This window comes from Streptomyces sp. NPDC041713, from assembly GCF_055591085.1.
The window spans coordinates 859,692-875,363 of the sequence record NZ_JBVIZY010000001.1 but is presented as its reverse complement, the minus strand read 5'-3'; the positions used below and the strand labels follow the sequence as shown (position 1 = coordinate 875,363).

The 15,672-nt window shown below is 71.9% G+C and carries 10 protein-coding genes; 5 read left to right on the top strand and 5 right to left on the bottom strand.

Annotated elements, in window-relative coordinates; genetic code table 11:
• Position 1 precedes the first annotated feature (1 nt).
• On the top strand, positions 2 to 2,560 hold the full coding sequence (gene hrpB, locus ACZ6CV_RS03780) for an ATP-dependent helicase HrpB (protein ID WP_469249358.1): 2,559 nt from the start codon (positions 2 to 4) through the stop codon (positions 2,558 to 2,560).
• An 18-nt stretch (positions 2,561 to 2,578) separates the two neighbouring features.
• Here hrpB and pgfA read toward each other — a convergent pair whose 3' ends face one another.
• From pgfA to polA, 5 genes are all read right to left on the bottom strand, one after another.
• On the bottom strand, positions 2,579 to 3,577 hold the full coding sequence (gene pgfA, locus ACZ6CV_RS03775; protein WP_469249356.1) for a cell envelope lipid trafficking protein PgfA: 999 nt from the start codon (positions 3,575 to 3,577) through the stop codon (positions 2,579 to 2,581).
• A gap of 19 nt (positions 3,578 to 3,596) precedes the next feature.
• Complete coding sequence (locus ACZ6CV_RS03770) at positions 3,597 to 3,731, bottom strand: SPW_0924 family protein (RefSeq protein ID WP_355817743.1); 135 nt, start codon at positions 3,729 to 3,731, stop codon at positions 3,597 to 3,599.
• A gap of 183 nt (positions 3,732 to 3,914) precedes the next feature.
• Positions 3,915 to 5,681: a lytic transglycosylase domain-containing protein gene (locus ACZ6CV_RS03765; protein WP_469249354.1), complete on the bottom strand. Its 1,767-nt coding sequence runs from the start codon at positions 5,679 to 5,681 to the stop codon at positions 3,915 to 3,917.
• 199 nt (positions 5,682 to 5,880) lie between these two features.
• Positions 5,881 to 6,831 carry a serine hydrolase gene (locus tag ACZ6CV_RS03760; protein ID WP_469249352.1) on the bottom strand — a complete coding sequence of 317 codons (951 nt, stop codon included), beginning with the start codon at positions 6,829 to 6,831 and terminating at the stop codon, positions 5,881 to 5,883.
• A gap of 471 nt (positions 6,832 to 7,302) precedes the next feature.
• A complete protein-coding gene (gene polA, locus ACZ6CV_RS03755; protein ID WP_469249613.1) occupies positions 7,303 to 9,972 on the bottom strand; it encodes a DNA polymerase I in 2,670 nt (889 codons plus the stop codon).
• A 230-nt stretch (positions 9,973 to 10,202) separates the two neighbouring features.
• On the opposite strand from polA, the gene ACZ6CV_RS03750 reads away from it, so the two are divergent.
• From ACZ6CV_RS03750 to ACZ6CV_RS03735, 4 genes are all read left to right on the top strand, one after another.
• Positions 10,203 to 12,482, top strand: a complete 2,280-nt coding sequence (locus tag ACZ6CV_RS03750) for an FdhF/YdeP family oxidoreductase (RefSeq protein ID WP_469249350.1) — start codon at positions 10,203 to 10,205, stop codon at positions 12,480 to 12,482.
• 48 nt (positions 12,483 to 12,530) lie between these two features.
• Positions 12,531 to 13,007, top strand: coding sequence for a PaaI family thioesterase (locus ACZ6CV_RS03745; protein ID WP_469249348.1), 477 nt, complete (start codon positions 12,531 to 12,533; stop codon positions 13,005 to 13,007).
• Positions 13,008 to 13,120: 113 nt separating this feature from the next.
• Positions 13,121 to 13,501 carry a hypothetical protein gene (locus ACZ6CV_RS03740; RefSeq protein WP_469249346.1) on the top strand — a complete coding sequence of 127 codons (381 nt, stop codon included), beginning with the start codon at positions 13,121 to 13,123 and terminating at the stop codon, positions 13,499 to 13,501.
• An 890-nt stretch (positions 13,502 to 14,391) separates the two neighbouring features.
• Entirely contained in the window at positions 14,392 to 15,645 is a 1,254-nt protein-coding gene (locus tag ACZ6CV_RS03735; RefSeq protein ID WP_469249344.1) for a branched-chain amino acid ABC transporter substrate-binding protein, read from the top strand.
• The last annotated feature ends 27 nt before the right edge of the window (positions 15,646 to 15,672 follow it).

The following is a 15,672-nucleotide window of genomic DNA, read 5'->3' as shown; positions in this document are numbered from 1 at the left end:
GGTGACCGGTCTCCGTAACGACGCCCTGCGACTTCCCGTACGCGACGCGCTGCCCGCCCTCCGTTCCGCTCTGGAGGGGCCGGGCAGCGCCGTGCTGTGTGCCCCGCCGGGGACGGGCAAGACGACGCTGGTGCCGCTGGCGCTCGCCGGCCTCCTCGACGGGCGGGCGGCGGGCGAGGGCGCCGCGAGCGGGGTGCGGCGGGTCGTCGTCGCCGAGCCGCGGCGGATCGCGGCGCGGGCCGCGGCGCGCCGGATGGCGTGGCTGCTCGGCGAGAAGGTGGGCGACAGCGTCGGCTACACGGTGCGCGGCGAGCGTGTGGTGGGCCCCCGCGCGCGCGTGGAGGTCGTCACGACGGGTGTCCTGCTGCAGCGGCTGCAGCGGGACCAGGAGCTGGCCGGCGTCGACGTCGTCATCCTCGACGAGTGCCACGAACGGCACCTGGACGCCGACACCGTGGCGGCCTTCCTGATGGACGTGCGGGCGGCGCTGCGGCCCGACCTGCGGCTGGTCGCGGCGTCCGCGACCACCGACGCCGAGGGCTGGTCGCGGATCCTCGGGGACGCGCCCGTGGTCGAGGCGCACGGCGTCGCCCATCCCGTGGAGGTGGTGTGGGCGCCGCCCCCGCGCGCGGTGCGCCCGCCGCACGGGATGCGGGTGGATCCCGTGCTGCTCGGCCATGTGGCGTCGGTGGTGCGGCGGGCCCTCGCCGAGCGGGACGGGGACGTCCTGTGCTTCCTTCCGGGGGTGGGTGAGATCGCGCGGGTGGCCGGGCAGTTGACGGGGCTCGGCGGCGTGGAGGTGCTGCAGGTGCACGGGCGGGCGCCGGCCGCGGTGCAGGACGCGGTGCTCGCCGGGTCCGCGGGGCGGCGGGTGGTGCTCGCCACGTCGGTCGCCGAGTCCTCCCTGACGGTGCCCGGGGTGCGGGTCGTGGTGGACTCGGGCCTCGCGCGCGAGCCGCGGGTCGATCATGCGCGGGGGCTGAGCGCACTGGCGACGGTGCGGGCCTCGCAGGCGGCGGGCCGGCAGCGGGCGGGCCGGGCCGGGCGTGAGGCGCCGGGTGCCGTCTACCGGTGCTGGGCGGAGGCGGAGGACGGGCGGCTGCCGCGCTTTCCCGCGCCGGAGATCAAGGTGGCCGACCTCGCCTCGTTCGCGCTGCAGGCGGCGTGCTGGGGCGATCCGGACGCCACCGGTCTCGCGCTGCTCGACCCGCCGCCGGGCGGCGCGATGGCGGCGGCCCGCGACGTCCTGGTGGCGGTCGGCGCGGTCGAGCCGGGTACGGGACGGGCGACGGAGCGGGGCGCGCGGCTGGCCCGCGTGGGCCTGCACCCGCGGCTTGCGCGGGCCCTGCTGGACGCGGCGCCGCGGGTCGGCACCCGGCGGGCGGCACAGGCGGTGGCCCTGCTGAGCGAGGAGCCGCCACGGGAGTACGGGGACGACCTGGCCGGTGCCTGGCGTGCGGCGCGCCGTGACGGGGACGCCTACGCGGCGCGCTGGCGGACCGAGGCCGGGCGGCTGGCGTCGTCGGTGTCCGGCGCCTCCCGCGCGGGTGACGGCGCCGGGAGCGACGAGTACGTCGCGGGTCTGGTGGCCGCGCTGGCGTTCCCCGAGCGGGTGGCCAGGAGCGTGGGCGGCGGGACGTATCTGATGGCGGGCGGGACCCGGGCCGAGGTGCGGCAGGGCTCCGCGCTCGCCGGGGCCCGCTGGCTCGCCGTTGCCGTGGCCGACCGGCCGGTGGGCGCGGGGCACGCGCGCGTGCTGCTCGCCGGGCCGGTCGACGAGGACGTGGCGCGGGACGCCGCGGCCCCGCTGCACGCGGAGGGCGACGAGGTGGCCTGGGCGGGCGGCGCGCTGGTGGCGCGGCACGTGGAGCGGCTCGGCGCGGTGGAGCTGGCGGTGCGCCCGTTGCGCGACCCCGATCCCGGGCTCGTGCGGGCGGCGCTCGTCGAGGGGCTGCGGGAGGAGGGGACAGGGCTCCTGAAGTGGTCGCGGGGCGCGCGGGAGCTGCGGGAGCGGCTGGCGTTCCTGCACCACCATCTCGGGGCGCCCTGGCCCGACGTATCGGAGAACGCGCTGCACGCGCGCGTGGACGAGTGGCTGGAGCCCGAGCTGTCCCGGGCCCGGCGCCGGGCGGACCTGGCGGGCATCGACGCCGGGCAGGCGCTCGGCCGGCTCCTGCCGTGGGCGACGGGTGCGGCGGGGCGCCTCGACGAGCTGGCCCCGGAGCGTCTGGAGGTGCCGAGCGGGTCGCGGATCCGGATCGACTACTCCGACCCCGGGCAGCCGGTGCTCGCCGTCAAGCTGCAGGAGATGTTCGGCCTCGCGCGCACCCCGCGGATCGCGGACGGAGCGGTACCGGTGGTGGTGCACCTGCTTTCACCGGCGGGCCGGCCCGCCGCGGTCACGGCGGACCTGGCGTCGTTCTGGAGCAGCGGCTACCGCGCGGTCCGTGCCGATCTGCGCGGCCGTTATCCGAAGCATCCGTGGCCGGAGGACCCGGCCTCGGCCGAGCCGACCCGGTACACGAAGGCCCGGCAGGCGCAACGGAGTTCGGGCACGTGAGGGTTCGCGGCCGGGGTTCTAGGCGTTGACCGGCTCCGGTTCGGGGGCGCCTTTCGCGGTCGGTGCCGGGTCGCCGGGCCTGCGGCTGCGGGCCTCCAGCCAGAGGGCGAGGGCCAGCAGCAGGACGCCGAGGACGAGGAAGCCCCAGGGCAGGTACGAGGTCAGCAGGAGGACCAGGACGCGCTGGGACTTGACCAGGTCGACGGTGTCCTTGATGTAGTCCTCGCGCATCTTCACGTGCCCGGCGAAGACGGTGACCTTGTCGCGGTCGCCGAGCAGGGTGCCGCCGCGCAGCTCGTTGTTCTGGATCTCCTCGCCGTAGACGGGCGCCCCGGTGGTCGGCTCGACCCAGAACTTGCGGACCGTGGTGTACCAGCGGGTGGTCCCGGTCTTGGCGAGGGACTGCGGAGTGATGCCCTTGACGGGCATCGTCTTGGGGAAGGGCACCTTGGTCCAGGGGATGGTCTGCTCGAAGTAGTAGACCTTCAGACCGCGGAAGTCACGGGTGCCCTTGTAGTGGATGGGCCGGGTGATGCGGGCCTGCGCGTCGAAGTACTGGTAGTCCCGCTTCTCGGTCAGGAACGGCCACTTGAACTCGATGCCCTCGCGCTTGACCGCATCCCCGTCGACCGCCTCGCCGGTGGCGTGCACCGGTTCCTGGCTGTGCGCGTCGAAGATGTAGCGCTCGGGGATCTTGGAGACCATCTTGCCCTTGTCGTCCTGGACGTAGGAGAGCGCGTCCCAGACCACGACGTCCCGGTCGGCGCTCTTCTCGATCTTCTCGGAGGCCTCCACGTTGCCCTTGAGGGTCTGCACGATGGTGACCTTGTCGATCTTCTTGGCCTTCATCGAGCCGTAGTCGATGAGCGTCGGGCCGTGCGCCTCCAGGACGGCCTCCTGGTACTGGCTCGGCGGGATCTTCGCGAGCCGCGGGAAGGCGTACCAGCGCATGAGCGGGGACATGGCCGTGCAGAACACGGCGAAGGCGAGCAGGACGAGGCTTGCCTTGCGTCGCATCGCGGCGGCCTCCCGACGGCTAGGGGTGCTGGGGGACGGTGGTGAGGAGCGGCTCGGGCGAGGTCTCGCCCGATGGGGCGCCGATCGCCGTGATGGTCAGGACCAGGGCGAGCGCGACGGCGAGGCCGGTGGCGGCGGCGATGAGGGCGCGCATGCGGGGCCTCCCGATTCGGCGTGCGGACGGAACTGACAGGACGTCAGGGCGGGCACCGTAGCAACGGAGAGGCGAGATGAGAACACGTTGCACAACAACGCGGACCGCCCCTTCGCCGTGCTCGGCGAAGGGGCGGTCGTGGCGGCGGGGACGGTCGTGGCCCGTCCCGGGGGCCGCGCGCGGCTAGGCGCTCGGCGTCCCGCTGGGTGAGGTGCTCGGGGAGCCGCTCGGCTTCCCGCTCGGGGAGCCACTCGACGGGGTCGGGTCCGGGGTCGGGTCCGTGGTCGGCGTCGTGTCGGGCTGCGGGGCGGTCACCTTCAGTTCGACGGTGAGGGTGGCGCCGCCTTCGGTGACGACGCGCAGGAGGTACGTGCCCGCCGCGTCGTCCGCGTACATCTTCGGGAGCTTCAGGACGCCGTTCGCGTCGGTCTTGAGGCCCTGCAGGGAGCGGACCGGCTTGCCGGCCGCGTCCTTGAAGTAGGGGCCCTTGTCGTTGGCGGTGGCGTCCGCCGCCGACTTGATCATCGTGGCGGTGGCCGCGACGCCGCCGGCGGCCTGGCCGCGGTAGGTCGCCTTGACCTCGACCTGGTCGGCGAACTCCTTGCCCGGCTCGCAGACCAGCGGCTTGTCACTGGTCCTCGCGAGCACGTCGGCCCGGCGCGCGGTGACCTCCGCGGCCAGGTCGACGGCGGGCAGCTTGCGGCCCACGACGGTGGCCCGCACGCTGAACTCGCCCGCCTTCTCCCCCGCTTCGAGCTCCGGGGCGGTGGCCTTGCCGCCGGTTCCGGTGGTGACCATGACGCTCCGGGCCCCGCCGGCGAAGCGGGTGTCGGTGTCGCCGACGACCCGGAACTTCACCTTGACGCCGCTCACGGACGCGGCCGACTTGTCCGTCGCGCGCACCTGGACGCGCTCGGCGAAGGTGTCGCCGGCCGTCGCGGTGAGCGTGCCGGTCCCGGCGTTCGCCAGGCGGGCGACGCGTTCGGTCGGCGTGGGGGTCTGGTGACCGCCGCCGTGCGGCGGCTCGGGGTCGCTGCTGCCGCCGTGGTGGCCGGGCTTGTCGCCGGAACCCGGCTTCGTGCCCTGCTCGGGCGGCGTGTACGTCGGGGTGCTGGGCGTCCTCGGGTGCGGCAGGAGGCCCGGGATCGGGGCGTCGCTTCGGTCGCCCGGCAGGTCGCCGGTGCCGTCGGGGATCTCGTGGGTGCCCTTGCGGTAGTGCTCCAGCCACGTCAGGACCGTGTTCAGGTAGTCCGACGAACGGTTGTAGCTCAGGATCGCCTGGTGCAGGTCGTCCTCGACGGCCAGATCGCGGTCGTTCGCGCAGAGGTAGTAGCCGGCGGCGAGCGCCGCGTCGTAGATGTTGTTGGGGTCCTTCTTGCCGTCGTTGTTGCCGTCCCGCCCGGAGGTCTCCCACGTCGACGGGATGAACTGCATCGGGCCGACGGCACGGTCGTGCGTCGTGTCGCCGTCGTAGACGCCCCGGTCGGTGTCGGTGATCTTGGCGAAGCCGATGCCGTTCAGGGGCGGGCCAAGGATCGCCTTGAGCGTCGTGCCGTCCGCGTCGACGCGGCCGCCGCGGGCCTGGCCCGACTCGACCTGGCCGATGGCGGCGAGCAGTTGCCAGGGCAGGTTGCAGCCGGGCTTGTCGGTGTTGAGCGCGGCCTCGGCCTTCTTGTACGCGTCGAGGACGGTGGCCGGCAGCTCCGCGTCGCCCTTCTTGTCACCGGTCGGGACGGGGCTCTTCAGCTCCGGAAGATCGGTGTAGTACGGGGAGTCGCCGGTCGCGGAGTCGCCCGCCGGCGGCGTGTCCGCTGCGCCCGCCGCCGTCCCCTCCCTCGGTACGTCCGTCACACCCGGCGCCTGCGATGCGGCGAGGGCCGCCACCGCCGCCGCGGCCACCGCGGCGCTCATCGTTCCTCTACGCAGCCGCCTGCCGAATACCGGCGCCATGACCGAGCCACCCCTCCCCTATGTACGACTGTTGCGCGTCGCCCCACCCGCCGTGCACGCTTTCCCCTCGTACACGTCTGTCGTCGCACGTACGTACTCTCAGTGGGCCGACCCAGGCGACACTACGACAACTTCCGGCGCCCAGACACCCGTTCGTGCCCGGTTTTTACCGGTTGGCCGGGACGCCGCGACAGCACTGTTACGCGGCGGGCTTCCCGCCCTCCCCCTCCGCCGGCGCCGACCCGTCCGGGACCTCACTGATCTCGCTCTCCGGGGTGAAGCCCTGCCCCAGCGCACGGCCCCTGTTGAGGCCGCGGTGCACGGCCTGGGCGATGCGCTCGATGGTACGCACTCCGTACGACATCGAGGGGTTGCCGTGGGACAGGACGACGATGCGGTAGGTGCGGCCCGCGCCGGTGAACACGCCCACGCTGTGCACGCGCCAGCCGAACTTCGCCCGGGGCAGCCAGCCGTTCTTGAGGTGCGCGCGGATGCCCCGCGGCATGCCCGCGGGAACGCCCCAGCGCTGGTCGCGCCGCACCTCGGCCATCTGTCGCAGCCCGTACGCGCGCGAGCTCGGCCGCAGGTCGCCGCGGGCCCCCGTGAGCACGCCGAGCAGCTTCATCTGGTCGGCGGCGGTGGTCCGGGTCAGCCCCCAGAACCCGTACGGGCCAAGGGTGGTGGAGGTGGTGCCGGCGTGCCGCAGGAAACGGGAGAGGCAGGGCTGGCCCAGGTTTCGCCAGAGCCAGGTGGTCGCGGTGTTGTCCGACACGGTGATCATGGGGCGGATCCGGCGGCGCTCCCAGGCGGTGAGGCCGCGCCCCCACTCCTGCGCGCGGCGCAGCGCGGCCTCCATCATCAGGACCTTGACCACGCTGGCGGAGTCGTAACGGCGCCGGCTCGCGAGGTTGCAGACGAGACCGGTGCGGGTGTCGTGCACGGCCACGGAGACGGCGCCGCGCCGGGACGACAGCGCCGCCCGGATGTCCCTGGACATCCGGGCGGCGAAGGCACGGTCACGGCCCGCCGTGCAGAGCTCGGCACCCTGCCGACGGCCCGCGTCGGCGGCGGTCGCCGGTATGGGAGCCAGCAGAACGGTGGTGAGCGCCGCGGCGAGGGCCGTCCGGCACGTTCGCAGGTGAAAAGCCATGGCCACATCCTGCGCCCCGGCGCGGGGGCGCGGCGCTTTGCGTGGGGCCACGCGAGTGAGGGTTCGCTGCGCTGGCTTGGGCGGTTCTTTTTGGGTGCGGGTGGGTGGGGGTTGCTCGCGCAGTTCCCCGCGCCCCTGGGTCGTGCCTGGTCGGTGTCGGGGTTTTGCTGCGGGTGTGTTGTGGTTGTTCGCGCAGTTCCTCGCGCCCCTGAGGTCGTGCCTGGCTGGTGTCGGGGATTTGCTGCGGGTGTGTTGTGGTTGCTCGCGCAGTTCCCCGCGCCCCTGGGGGGACGGGGTGGGCGTGGTACGTCGGGATGCCCCCGGAGGGGCGTGGGGCGCCCCCGCAGGTAAGGCACCCACGGGAGGCCCATCAGGGGCGCGGGGAACTGCGCGACGAGCCACGATCCACCCGCAGACAAACAAGCGAGCCCCCACACCCCCGTACCCCCACCGTTCCCCGGCCCGGGAGGGCTAGTGCGCTGCGGATTCCCAGTTCGGGCCCACCCCTACCGACACATCCAGCGGCGCCCGCAGGGCCACCGCTCCCGCCATCTCCTTGCGGACCAGCTCCTCCACCTTCGTCCGCTCCCCCGGCGCGATCTCCAGGACGATTTCGTCGTGGACCTGCAGCAGCATCCGCGAGTCCAGCTTCGCCGCGGTCAGCGCCCCGTGGACGTTCAGCATGGCGATCTTGACGATGTCCGCCGCCGTGCCCTGGATCGGCGCGTTCAGCGCCATCCGCTCGGCCATCTCGCGCCGCTGGCGGTTGTCGCTGTTGAGGTCGGGGAGGTACCGCCGACGGCCCAGCATCGTCTCCGTGTACCCCGTCGCGCGGGCCTCGTCGACCGCGCGGCGCAGATAGTCCCGTACCCCTCCGAACCGCTCGAAGTACGTGTCCATCAGCGCACGCGCCTCGCCCGCCTCGATGTTCAGCTGCTGGGAGAGGCCGAACGCGGACAGCCCGTACGCAAGGCCGTACGACATCGCCTTGATCTTGCGCCGCATCTCCGCGTCGACCGCCGAGCCGTCGACGCCGAACACCTGCGAGGCGACCGTGGTGTGCAGGTCCTCGCCGGAGGTGAACGCCTCCAGGAGGCCCTCGTCCTCGGAGAGGTGCGCCATCACGCGCAGTTCGATCTGGCTGTAGTCCGCGGTCATCAGCGATTCGAAGCCCTCGCCGACCACGAAGCCGCGGCGGATGGCTCGGCCCTCGTCGGTGCGGACCGGGATGTTCTGCAGGTTCGGCTCCGTGGAGGAGAGCCGGCCCGTGGCCGCCACCGTCTGGTTGAACGTGGTGTGGATGCGGCCGTCCGCGGCGATCGACTTGATCAGGCCCTCGACGGTGACCCGCAGCTTCGCCTGCTCGCGGTGGCGGAGCATGATGACCGGAAGTTCGTTCTCCGTCTGGGCGGCCAGCCAGGCCAACGCGTCCGCGTCCGTGGTGTAACCGGTCTTGGTCTTCTTCGTCTTGGGGAGGTTCAGCTCGCCGAAGAGGACTTCCTGGAGCTGCTTGGGCGAGCCCAGGTTGAACTCGTGGCCCGCCGCCGCGTGCGCCTCCTTCACCGCCTGCTGCACCGCGCCCGCGAACTGCTGCTCCATCGCCTCCAGATGGGCGCGGTCCGCCGCGATGCCGTGCCGCTCGAGGCGGGCGAGCAGCGCCGACGTCGGCAGCTCGATGTCGGCGAGCAGATCGCTCGCGCCGACCTCCGTCAGCTTCTCGCCGAAGGCCGTACCCAGGTCGAGGACGGTGCGGGCCTGCGACATCAGGAAGTCGGCCTCGGCCCGGTCGTCCTCCTCCGTGCCGAACGCGAGCTGGCCCTCGGCCGCGGAGGCGGGCGCCAGCTCACGGCCCAGGTACTCCAGGGAGAGCGCGTCCAGGGCGAAGGAGCGGCGGCCCGGCTTCACCAGATACGCGGCGAGCGCCGTGTCCATGGTGACGCCGTCCACCGTCCAGCCGTGCTCCGGGAAGACCCGCATCGCGGCCTTGGCGTTGTGCAGGACCTTCGGCTTGGTGGGGTCGCCGATCCAGGCCGCGAAGGCGTTCTCGTCGGCCTCGTCCAGGGTCGAGGGGTCGAACCAGGCGGCCGCGCCGCCCGCCGCGGCCAGCGCCACCTCGGTGACCGTGCCCGTACCGAGCGACCACGTGTCGACCGTGGCCACGCCGAGCACCGCCCTGCCGTGCTCGGCCAGCCACGGGGCGAGCTCGCCCGCGCCGAGGACCACGCCGTCCAGCTCCACACCCGGCTCCGCCGGGGTCTGGTCCGCCTCCTCCGCGCCCGGGTCGACGGCGAGCAGCCGCTCCCGCAGCGAGGGGTTACGGATCTCCAGGGTGTCCAGGACCATCGCCAGCGCCGTACGGTCGTAGGCCGCGCGCTCCAAGTCGGTCACCGTCTTGGGCAGTTCGACATCCCGCACCATCTCGGTCAGGACGCGGTTGAGCTTGACCGACTCCAGGTGGTCCCGGAAGTTCTGCCCCGCCTTGCCCTTGACCTCGTCGGCCCGCTCGACGAGCTCGGCGAACGAACCGAACTGGTTGATCCACTTCGCGGCCGTCTTCTCCCCCACACCGGGGATGCCCGGCAGGTTGTCCGACGGGTCGCCGCGCAGCGCGGCGAAGTCCGGGTACTGGGCGGGGGTCAGGCCGTACTTCTCCACGACCTTCTCCGGGGTGAAGCGCGTCAGCTCCGAGACGCCCTTCGTGGGGTACAGCACCGTCACGTGGTCGGTGATCAGCTGGAAGGAGTCACGGTCACCCGTGACGATCAGCACGTCGAAGCCGGCCGCCTCCGCCTGCGTGGCCAGCGTGGCGATCACGTCGTCCGCCTCGAAGCCGTCGACCGCGAAACGCACCGCGTGCATCGCGTCGAGCATCTCGCCGATCAGCTCGACCTGACCCTTGAACTCGTCCGGGGTCTTCGAGCGGTTCGCCTTGTACTCGGGGAACTCCTCCGAGCGCCACGTCTTGCGCGACACGTCGAACGCCACCGCGAAGTGCGTGGGCGCCTCGTCGCGCAGCGTGTTCGCCAGCATCGACGCGAAGCCGTAGATCGCGTTCGTCGGCTGGCCGGTCGCGGTCGTGAAATTCTCCGCGGGCAGCGCGAAGAACGCCCGGTACGCCAGGGAGTGCCCGTCCATGAGCATCAGGCGCGGGCGCTGCTCACCGCCGGCCTTCTGGGCCTTGGCCGCCGCGGACTCGGACTTCTTCTTCGCTGCTGTTTCTGCCACGTCCCCGATCCTGCCACGCCCCACTGACAGTCCGGTCCCGTGCCGCCCCTGCGCCCCGCATTGTCACCGGCCCGTGGGAGGATCGGAGACGTAGCTCACGCAGGTGGGAGCCGTAGGCAGCGCAGGTGCTCGAAGGGGAGCCGACCATGGCAAGCAAGCCGCCCAAGGGCGATCCGGTCCAGGACGCGCCGCAGGTCGCGCCGGCACAGCACGCGGCTGCGGGCCTGCCCGCCATCGGTCACACGCTGCGCATGGCACAGCAGCAGATGGGCGTGCGGCGCACGGCGCTCACCCTGCTCCGCGTCAACCAGAAGGACGGCTTCGACTGCCCCGGCTGCGCCTGGCCCGAGCCCGACCACCGGCACGCGGCGGAGTTCTGTGAGAACGGCGCGAAGGCCGTCGCCGAAGAGGCCACCCTGCGCCGCGTCACGCCCGACTTCTTCGCCGCGCACCCCGTCGCCGACCTCGCGGGCCGCAGTGGGTACTGGCTGGGCCAGCAGGGCCGCCTCACCCACCCCATGTACCTGGCGGAGGGCGCCGAGCGGTACGAGCCGGTCTCCTGGGAGCGGGCCTTCGACATCGTCGCCGAGGAGATCGCCGCCCTGGACTCCCCCGACGAGTCCGTCTTCTACACCTCGGGCCGCACCAGCAACGAGGCGGCGTTCCTCTACCAGCTGTTCGCCCGCGAGCTCGGCACGAACAACCTCCCCGACTGCTCGAACATGTGCCACGAGTCGTCCGGCTCCGCACTCACCGAGACCATCGGCATCGGCAAGGGCAGCGTCCTCCTGGAGGACCTCTACAAGTCGGACCTGATCATCGTCGCCGGGCAAAACCCGGGCACCAACCACCCGCGCATGCTCTCCGCCCTGGAGAAGGCCAAGAACAACGGCGCGAAGATCATCACGGTCAACCCGCTGCCCGAGGCCGGCCTGGAGCGCTTCAAGAACCCGCAGACCGCCCACGGCATGCTCAAGGGCACCGCCCTCACCGACCTCTTCCTGCAGATCCGCCTCGGCGGCGACCAGGCCCTCTTCCGCCTCCTCAACAAGCTGATCCTGGAGACCGACGGCGCCGTCGACGAGGCGTTCGTCCGCGAACACACCCACGGATACGAGGAGTTCGTCCGGGCCGCGCGCGCCGCCGACTGGGACGACACCCTCCGGGCCACCGGCCTGGAGCGCGAACGCATCGAGGAAGCACTGCGCATGGTCCTCGCCTCGAAGCGCACCGTCGTGTGCTGGGCGATGGGCCTCACCCAGCACAAGCACGCCGTCCCGACCATCCGCGAGGTCGTCAACTTCCTCCTGCTGCGCGGCAACATCGGCCGCCCCGGCGCGGGCGTCTGCCCCGTGCGCGGCCACTCGAACGTGCAGGGCGACCGCACGATGGGCATCTTCGAGCGCCCCGCGCCCGCCTTCCTCGACGCCTTGGAGAAGGAGTTCGGCTTCGCCCCGCCCCGCCACCACGGCCTGGACGTCGTCCGCGCCATCAGGGCCCTGCGCGACGGCGAGGCGAAGGTCTTCTTCGCCATGGGCGGCAACTTCGTCGCCGCGTCCCCCGACACCGACGTCACCGAAGCCGCGATGCGCAAGGCACGCCTGACCGTGCACGTGTCGACCAAGCTCAACCGCTCGCACGCCGTCACCGGCGCCCGCGCCCTGATCCTGCCCACGCTCGGCCGCACCGAGCGGGACGTCCAGGGCGGCGGCGAGCAGTTCGTGACCGTCGAGGACTCCATGGGCATGGTGCACGCCTCGCGCGGACGCCTGGAGCCCGCCGGCAAGCAGCTGCTCTCCGAGCCCGCCATCGTGTGCCGCCTCGCCCGCCGCGTCCTCGGCAGCGCCTCGCGCACCCCGTGGGAGGAGTTCGAGAAGGACTACGCCACCGTGCGCGAGCGCATCGCGCGCGTGATCCCCGGCTTCGAGGACTTCAACGCCAAGGTGGCGCGCCCCGGCGGCTTCGCCCTGCCGCACGCGCCGCGCGACGAGCGCCGCTTCCCCACCGCCACCGGCAAGGCCAACTTCACCGCCGCCCCCGTGGAGTACCCCGAGCTCCCCGCGGGCCGGCTGCTGCTGCAGACGCTGCGCTCCCACGACCAGTACAACACCACGATCTACGGCCTGGACGACCGCTACCGCGGCATCAAGAATGGCCGCCGGGTGGTCCTGGTCAACCCCGACGACGCCGCCGAGCTCGGCCTCACCGAGGGGGCCTATGCCGACCTGGTCAGCGAGTGGCAGGACGGCGTGGAGCGCCGCGCGCCGGGCTTTCGCATCGTGCTCTACCCGACGGCGCGGGGCTGCGCGGCCGCGTACTACCCGGAGACCAACGTCCTGGTGCCGCTGGACGCCACCGCCGACACCAGCAACACCCCTGCCAGCAAGTCCGTCGTCGTACGCCTGGAACAATCGGCGATCGACTGAGCGTTTGCTCAGCGTCAGGTGGACGACGAACGAACGGAGCCGGTCCCCATGGGTGAGCAGCACAGCGTGAAGTTCCCGCAGGAGGTCCTCGACGAGTACGCCTCGCTCGGGGTCGACCTGCCCGCCCTGTTCTCCGCGGGGCACCTCGGCACCCGCATGGGCGTGCAGATCGTGGAGGCCTCGGCGGACCGCGTCGTCGGCACCATGCCCGTCGAGGGCAACACCCAGCCATACGGACTGCTGCACGGCGGCGCGTCCGCGGTGCTCGCCGAGACCCTCGGCTCGGTCGGCGCGATGCTGCACGGCGGCGCGAGCAAGCTAGCCGTCGGCGTCGACCTGAACTGCACGCACCACCGCGGGGCCCGCTCCGGTCTGGTCACCGGGGTGGCGACGCCCGTGCACCGCGGCCGCTCGACGGCGACGTACGACATCGTGATCAGCGACGAGCAGGGCAAGCGGGTGTGCAGCGCCCGGCTGACCTGCATGCTGCGGGACGCGCCCCCGCAGCCCGGCTCGGCCGGCTGACCTCCGGCCGCCCCGGCAGGGCGGGCGGACGCCCCGGAAGGGCGGGCGGGCGATTAGGAAGGGCGGGTGCGGGCGCATTGTCGGAGCGTGCGGCTCCGGACTAGCGTCGGCGCATGAGGCACCGGATACCGCTCTGTGCGCTCGCCCTCGCCGCCGTCGCCGCCGCCGGATGCACCGGCTCCGACCCCGACGACCCCGGCGCCACCCCCCGCCCCTCCTCCCCCACCACGTCCCCCGCCGACCTGTGCGCCCACGTCGTCGGCGGGTGGGCGCGGCAGATCTACGCCTCGGGCGACCGGGGATACGGCGACTACCAGTCGATGGGCCTGTCCAACGGGCAGTACCAGATCCTGCGCGACATCCTGGACGCCGCCCGCATCGAACGCAGGCGCGAAACCGACGCCGCCGGGCGAAAGTTGATCGACCGTCAGGCGCGCGAGCGGTGCGCCGACCGGTACCGCGACGGCGGGCCGAGCGACGGGCCGTGGGTGTGAACGCCATCGGCCCGGTCGAACCGGGCGAGGACACCTACGACCACGAGCCCGCCCTCGCACCCCCGGCCCCGCCCGCCCCGCACCAGCGGCGCAGACGCCGTGCCGTGCTCACCGCCGCCGTCGCCGCACTGGCCGGCGCGGCGGGGCTCGCCCTGTATCTGACCCGCCCGGAACCGCCCCCTCCACCTCCGCCTCCGCCCACCCCGTGGCCGTCGCAGAGCGTGTCCGTGACGTACGCCGGAGAGATGTCGCGCCCCCGGGCCGGGGACCGGAGTTTCACCTTCGCCGTCGCGTTCGCGCAGGAGTCGGGGCCGCCGGTGGCCGTCCGCCGGATCGCTCAGCCGTCGGTAGCTCTTTCGGTCAGCACAGGCCCTGCCACCCCTTTCACGGTCAAAACGGGAGCACCCCGGAAGTTGATCATCAGGATGCACATTCGCGCATGCGGAGAAGTACCCCGGAATGCAGGACTCCCTTTCCTCGAAGTGACTCTGCGTAATAAACGCGCAATCGAGAAGCAGAGTTACATCCTGGGTCCGGAATACGCGAATGATCTTTCCGGGGCTCTTGCCTCCGCATGCCCTCGAACACCGGTGTCATGAGTCAAACACCTTTTCAGTCCTGCCACTTGCGCTGGAAGTTCTCACCATGTGGATACGTCGAGATCCACCGAACAAGGCCATATTCAGCCCCAACCGCCCCCCGCGTTCCAGCCCGGAATACTCCGTGGCATAACAAGAGCGTCACAGCCTTGGTCCGACCACTCCACCAAGAACAAAGCCCCCCTTAGAGTCACGGCCAGTCACCGCGCCCACCGGATTCCTCTCAGTTCGGTTCCGCGCTCGACTCGGCATCCCAACAAGGGACAGCCGTGCCAGGGGAAAGGACTGATCGTGCGTCAACGTTCGCTCATAGCCATCACCGCTGCACTCACCGCGGGGGCTCTCACCCTCACCGCCTGTGGCTCACGCGACGACAAGGACGACGGGGACGAGGCCGGTGGGGGCGGCACCACCGTGGTCATCGGCGTCGACGCGCCCCTGACCGGTGAACTCTCCGCACTGGGCCTCGGCATCCGCAACTCCGTCGACCTCGCCACCAAACAGGCCAACGAGAAGCAGTACGTCGACGGCGTCACCTTCAAGATCGAGGCCCTCGACGACCAGGGACAGCCCTCGTCCGGCCAGACCAACGCCACCAAGTTCGTCGCCGACAAGGACGTCCTCGGCGCCGTCGGGCCCCTGAACTCCTCCGTCGCCGAATCCATGCAGAAGGTCTTCGACGACGCCAAACTCGTCCAGGTCTCCCCCGCCAACACCAACCCCGCCCTCACCCAGGGCCCGGACTGGAACGGCGGCAAGAAGGCGCGCCCCTACAAGTCCTACTTCCGCACGGCCACCACCGACGCGATCCAGGGACCGTTCGCCGCCCAGTACCTGTACAACAAGGCCAAGAAGAAGAAGGTCTTCGTCGTCGACGACAAGAAGACCTACGGCGCCGGACTCGCCGCCACCTTCAAGGACGAGTTCACCAAACTCGGCGGCAAGGTCGTCGGCACCGAACACATCAACCCCGACACCAAGGACTTCGGCGCCGTCGCCACCAAGATCCGCAACTCCGACGCCGACCTCGTCTACTACGGCGGCGAATACCCGCAGGCCGGACCCCTCAGCAAGCAGATGAAGCAGGCAGGCTCCAAGGCCCCCCTCGTCGGCGGCGACGGAATCTACAGCGCCGACTTCATCAAGCTCTCCGGCAAGCAGGGCGTCGGCGACTACGCCACCTCCGTCGGCCAGCCCGTCGAAGAACTCCCCTCCGCCAAGGAGTTCATCGCCAACTACAAGAAGGCCGGCTTCAAGGAGGCCTACGAGGCCTACGGCGGCTACTCCTACGACAGCGCCTGGGCCATCATCGAAGCCGTCAAGAAGATCGTCGACGACAACGACGGCAAACTGCCCGACGACGCCCGCACCAAGGTCATCGACGCCATGAAGGGCGTCTCCTTCGACGGCGTCACCGGCAAGGTCTCCTTCGACGAATACGGCGACGCGACCAACAAGCAGCTCACCGTGTACCAGGTCAAGACGACCGACCCCAAGAGCGGCTGGAAGGCCGTCGAATCGGGCACCTACTCCGGGTCCAACTGACACCCGGCCCGCAGCCCACGACCGACC

What these genes read in the sequence shown, in the direction of transcription:
- pgfA (WP_469249356.1), bottom strand. Translation starts at nt 3,577, where the DNA reads ATGCGACGCAAGGCAAGCCTCGTCCTGCTCGCCTTCGCCGTGTTCTGC.
- polA (WP_469249613.1), bottom strand. Translation starts at nt 9,972, where the DNA reads ATGCTCATGGACGGGCACTCCCTGGCGTACCGGGCGTTCTTCGCGCTG.
- ACZ6CV_RS03765 (WP_469249354.1), bottom strand. Translation starts at nt 5,681, where the DNA reads ATGGCGCCGGTATTCGGCAGGCGGCTGCGTAGAGGAACGATGAGCGCC.
- ACZ6CV_RS03760 (WP_469249352.1), bottom strand. Translation starts at nt 6,831, where the DNA reads ATGGCTTTTCACCTGCGAACGTGCCGGACGGCCCTCGCCGCGGCGCTC.
- ACZ6CV_RS03740 (WP_469249346.1), top strand. Translation starts at nt 13,121, where the DNA reads ATGAGGCACCGGATACCGCTCTGTGCGCTCGCCCTCGCCGCCGTCGCC.
- ACZ6CV_RS03770 (WP_355817743.1), bottom strand. Translation starts at nt 3,731, where the DNA reads ATGCGCGCCCTCATCGCCGCCGCCACCGGCCTCGCCGTCGCGCTCGCC.
- ACZ6CV_RS03745 (WP_469249348.1), top strand. Translation starts at nt 12,531, where the DNA reads ATGGGTGAGCAGCACAGCGTGAAGTTCCCGCAGGAGGTCCTCGACGAG.
- ACZ6CV_RS03750 (WP_469249350.1), top strand. Translation starts at nt 10,203, where the DNA reads ATGGCAAGCAAGCCGCCCAAGGGCGATCCGGTCCAGGACGCGCCGCAG.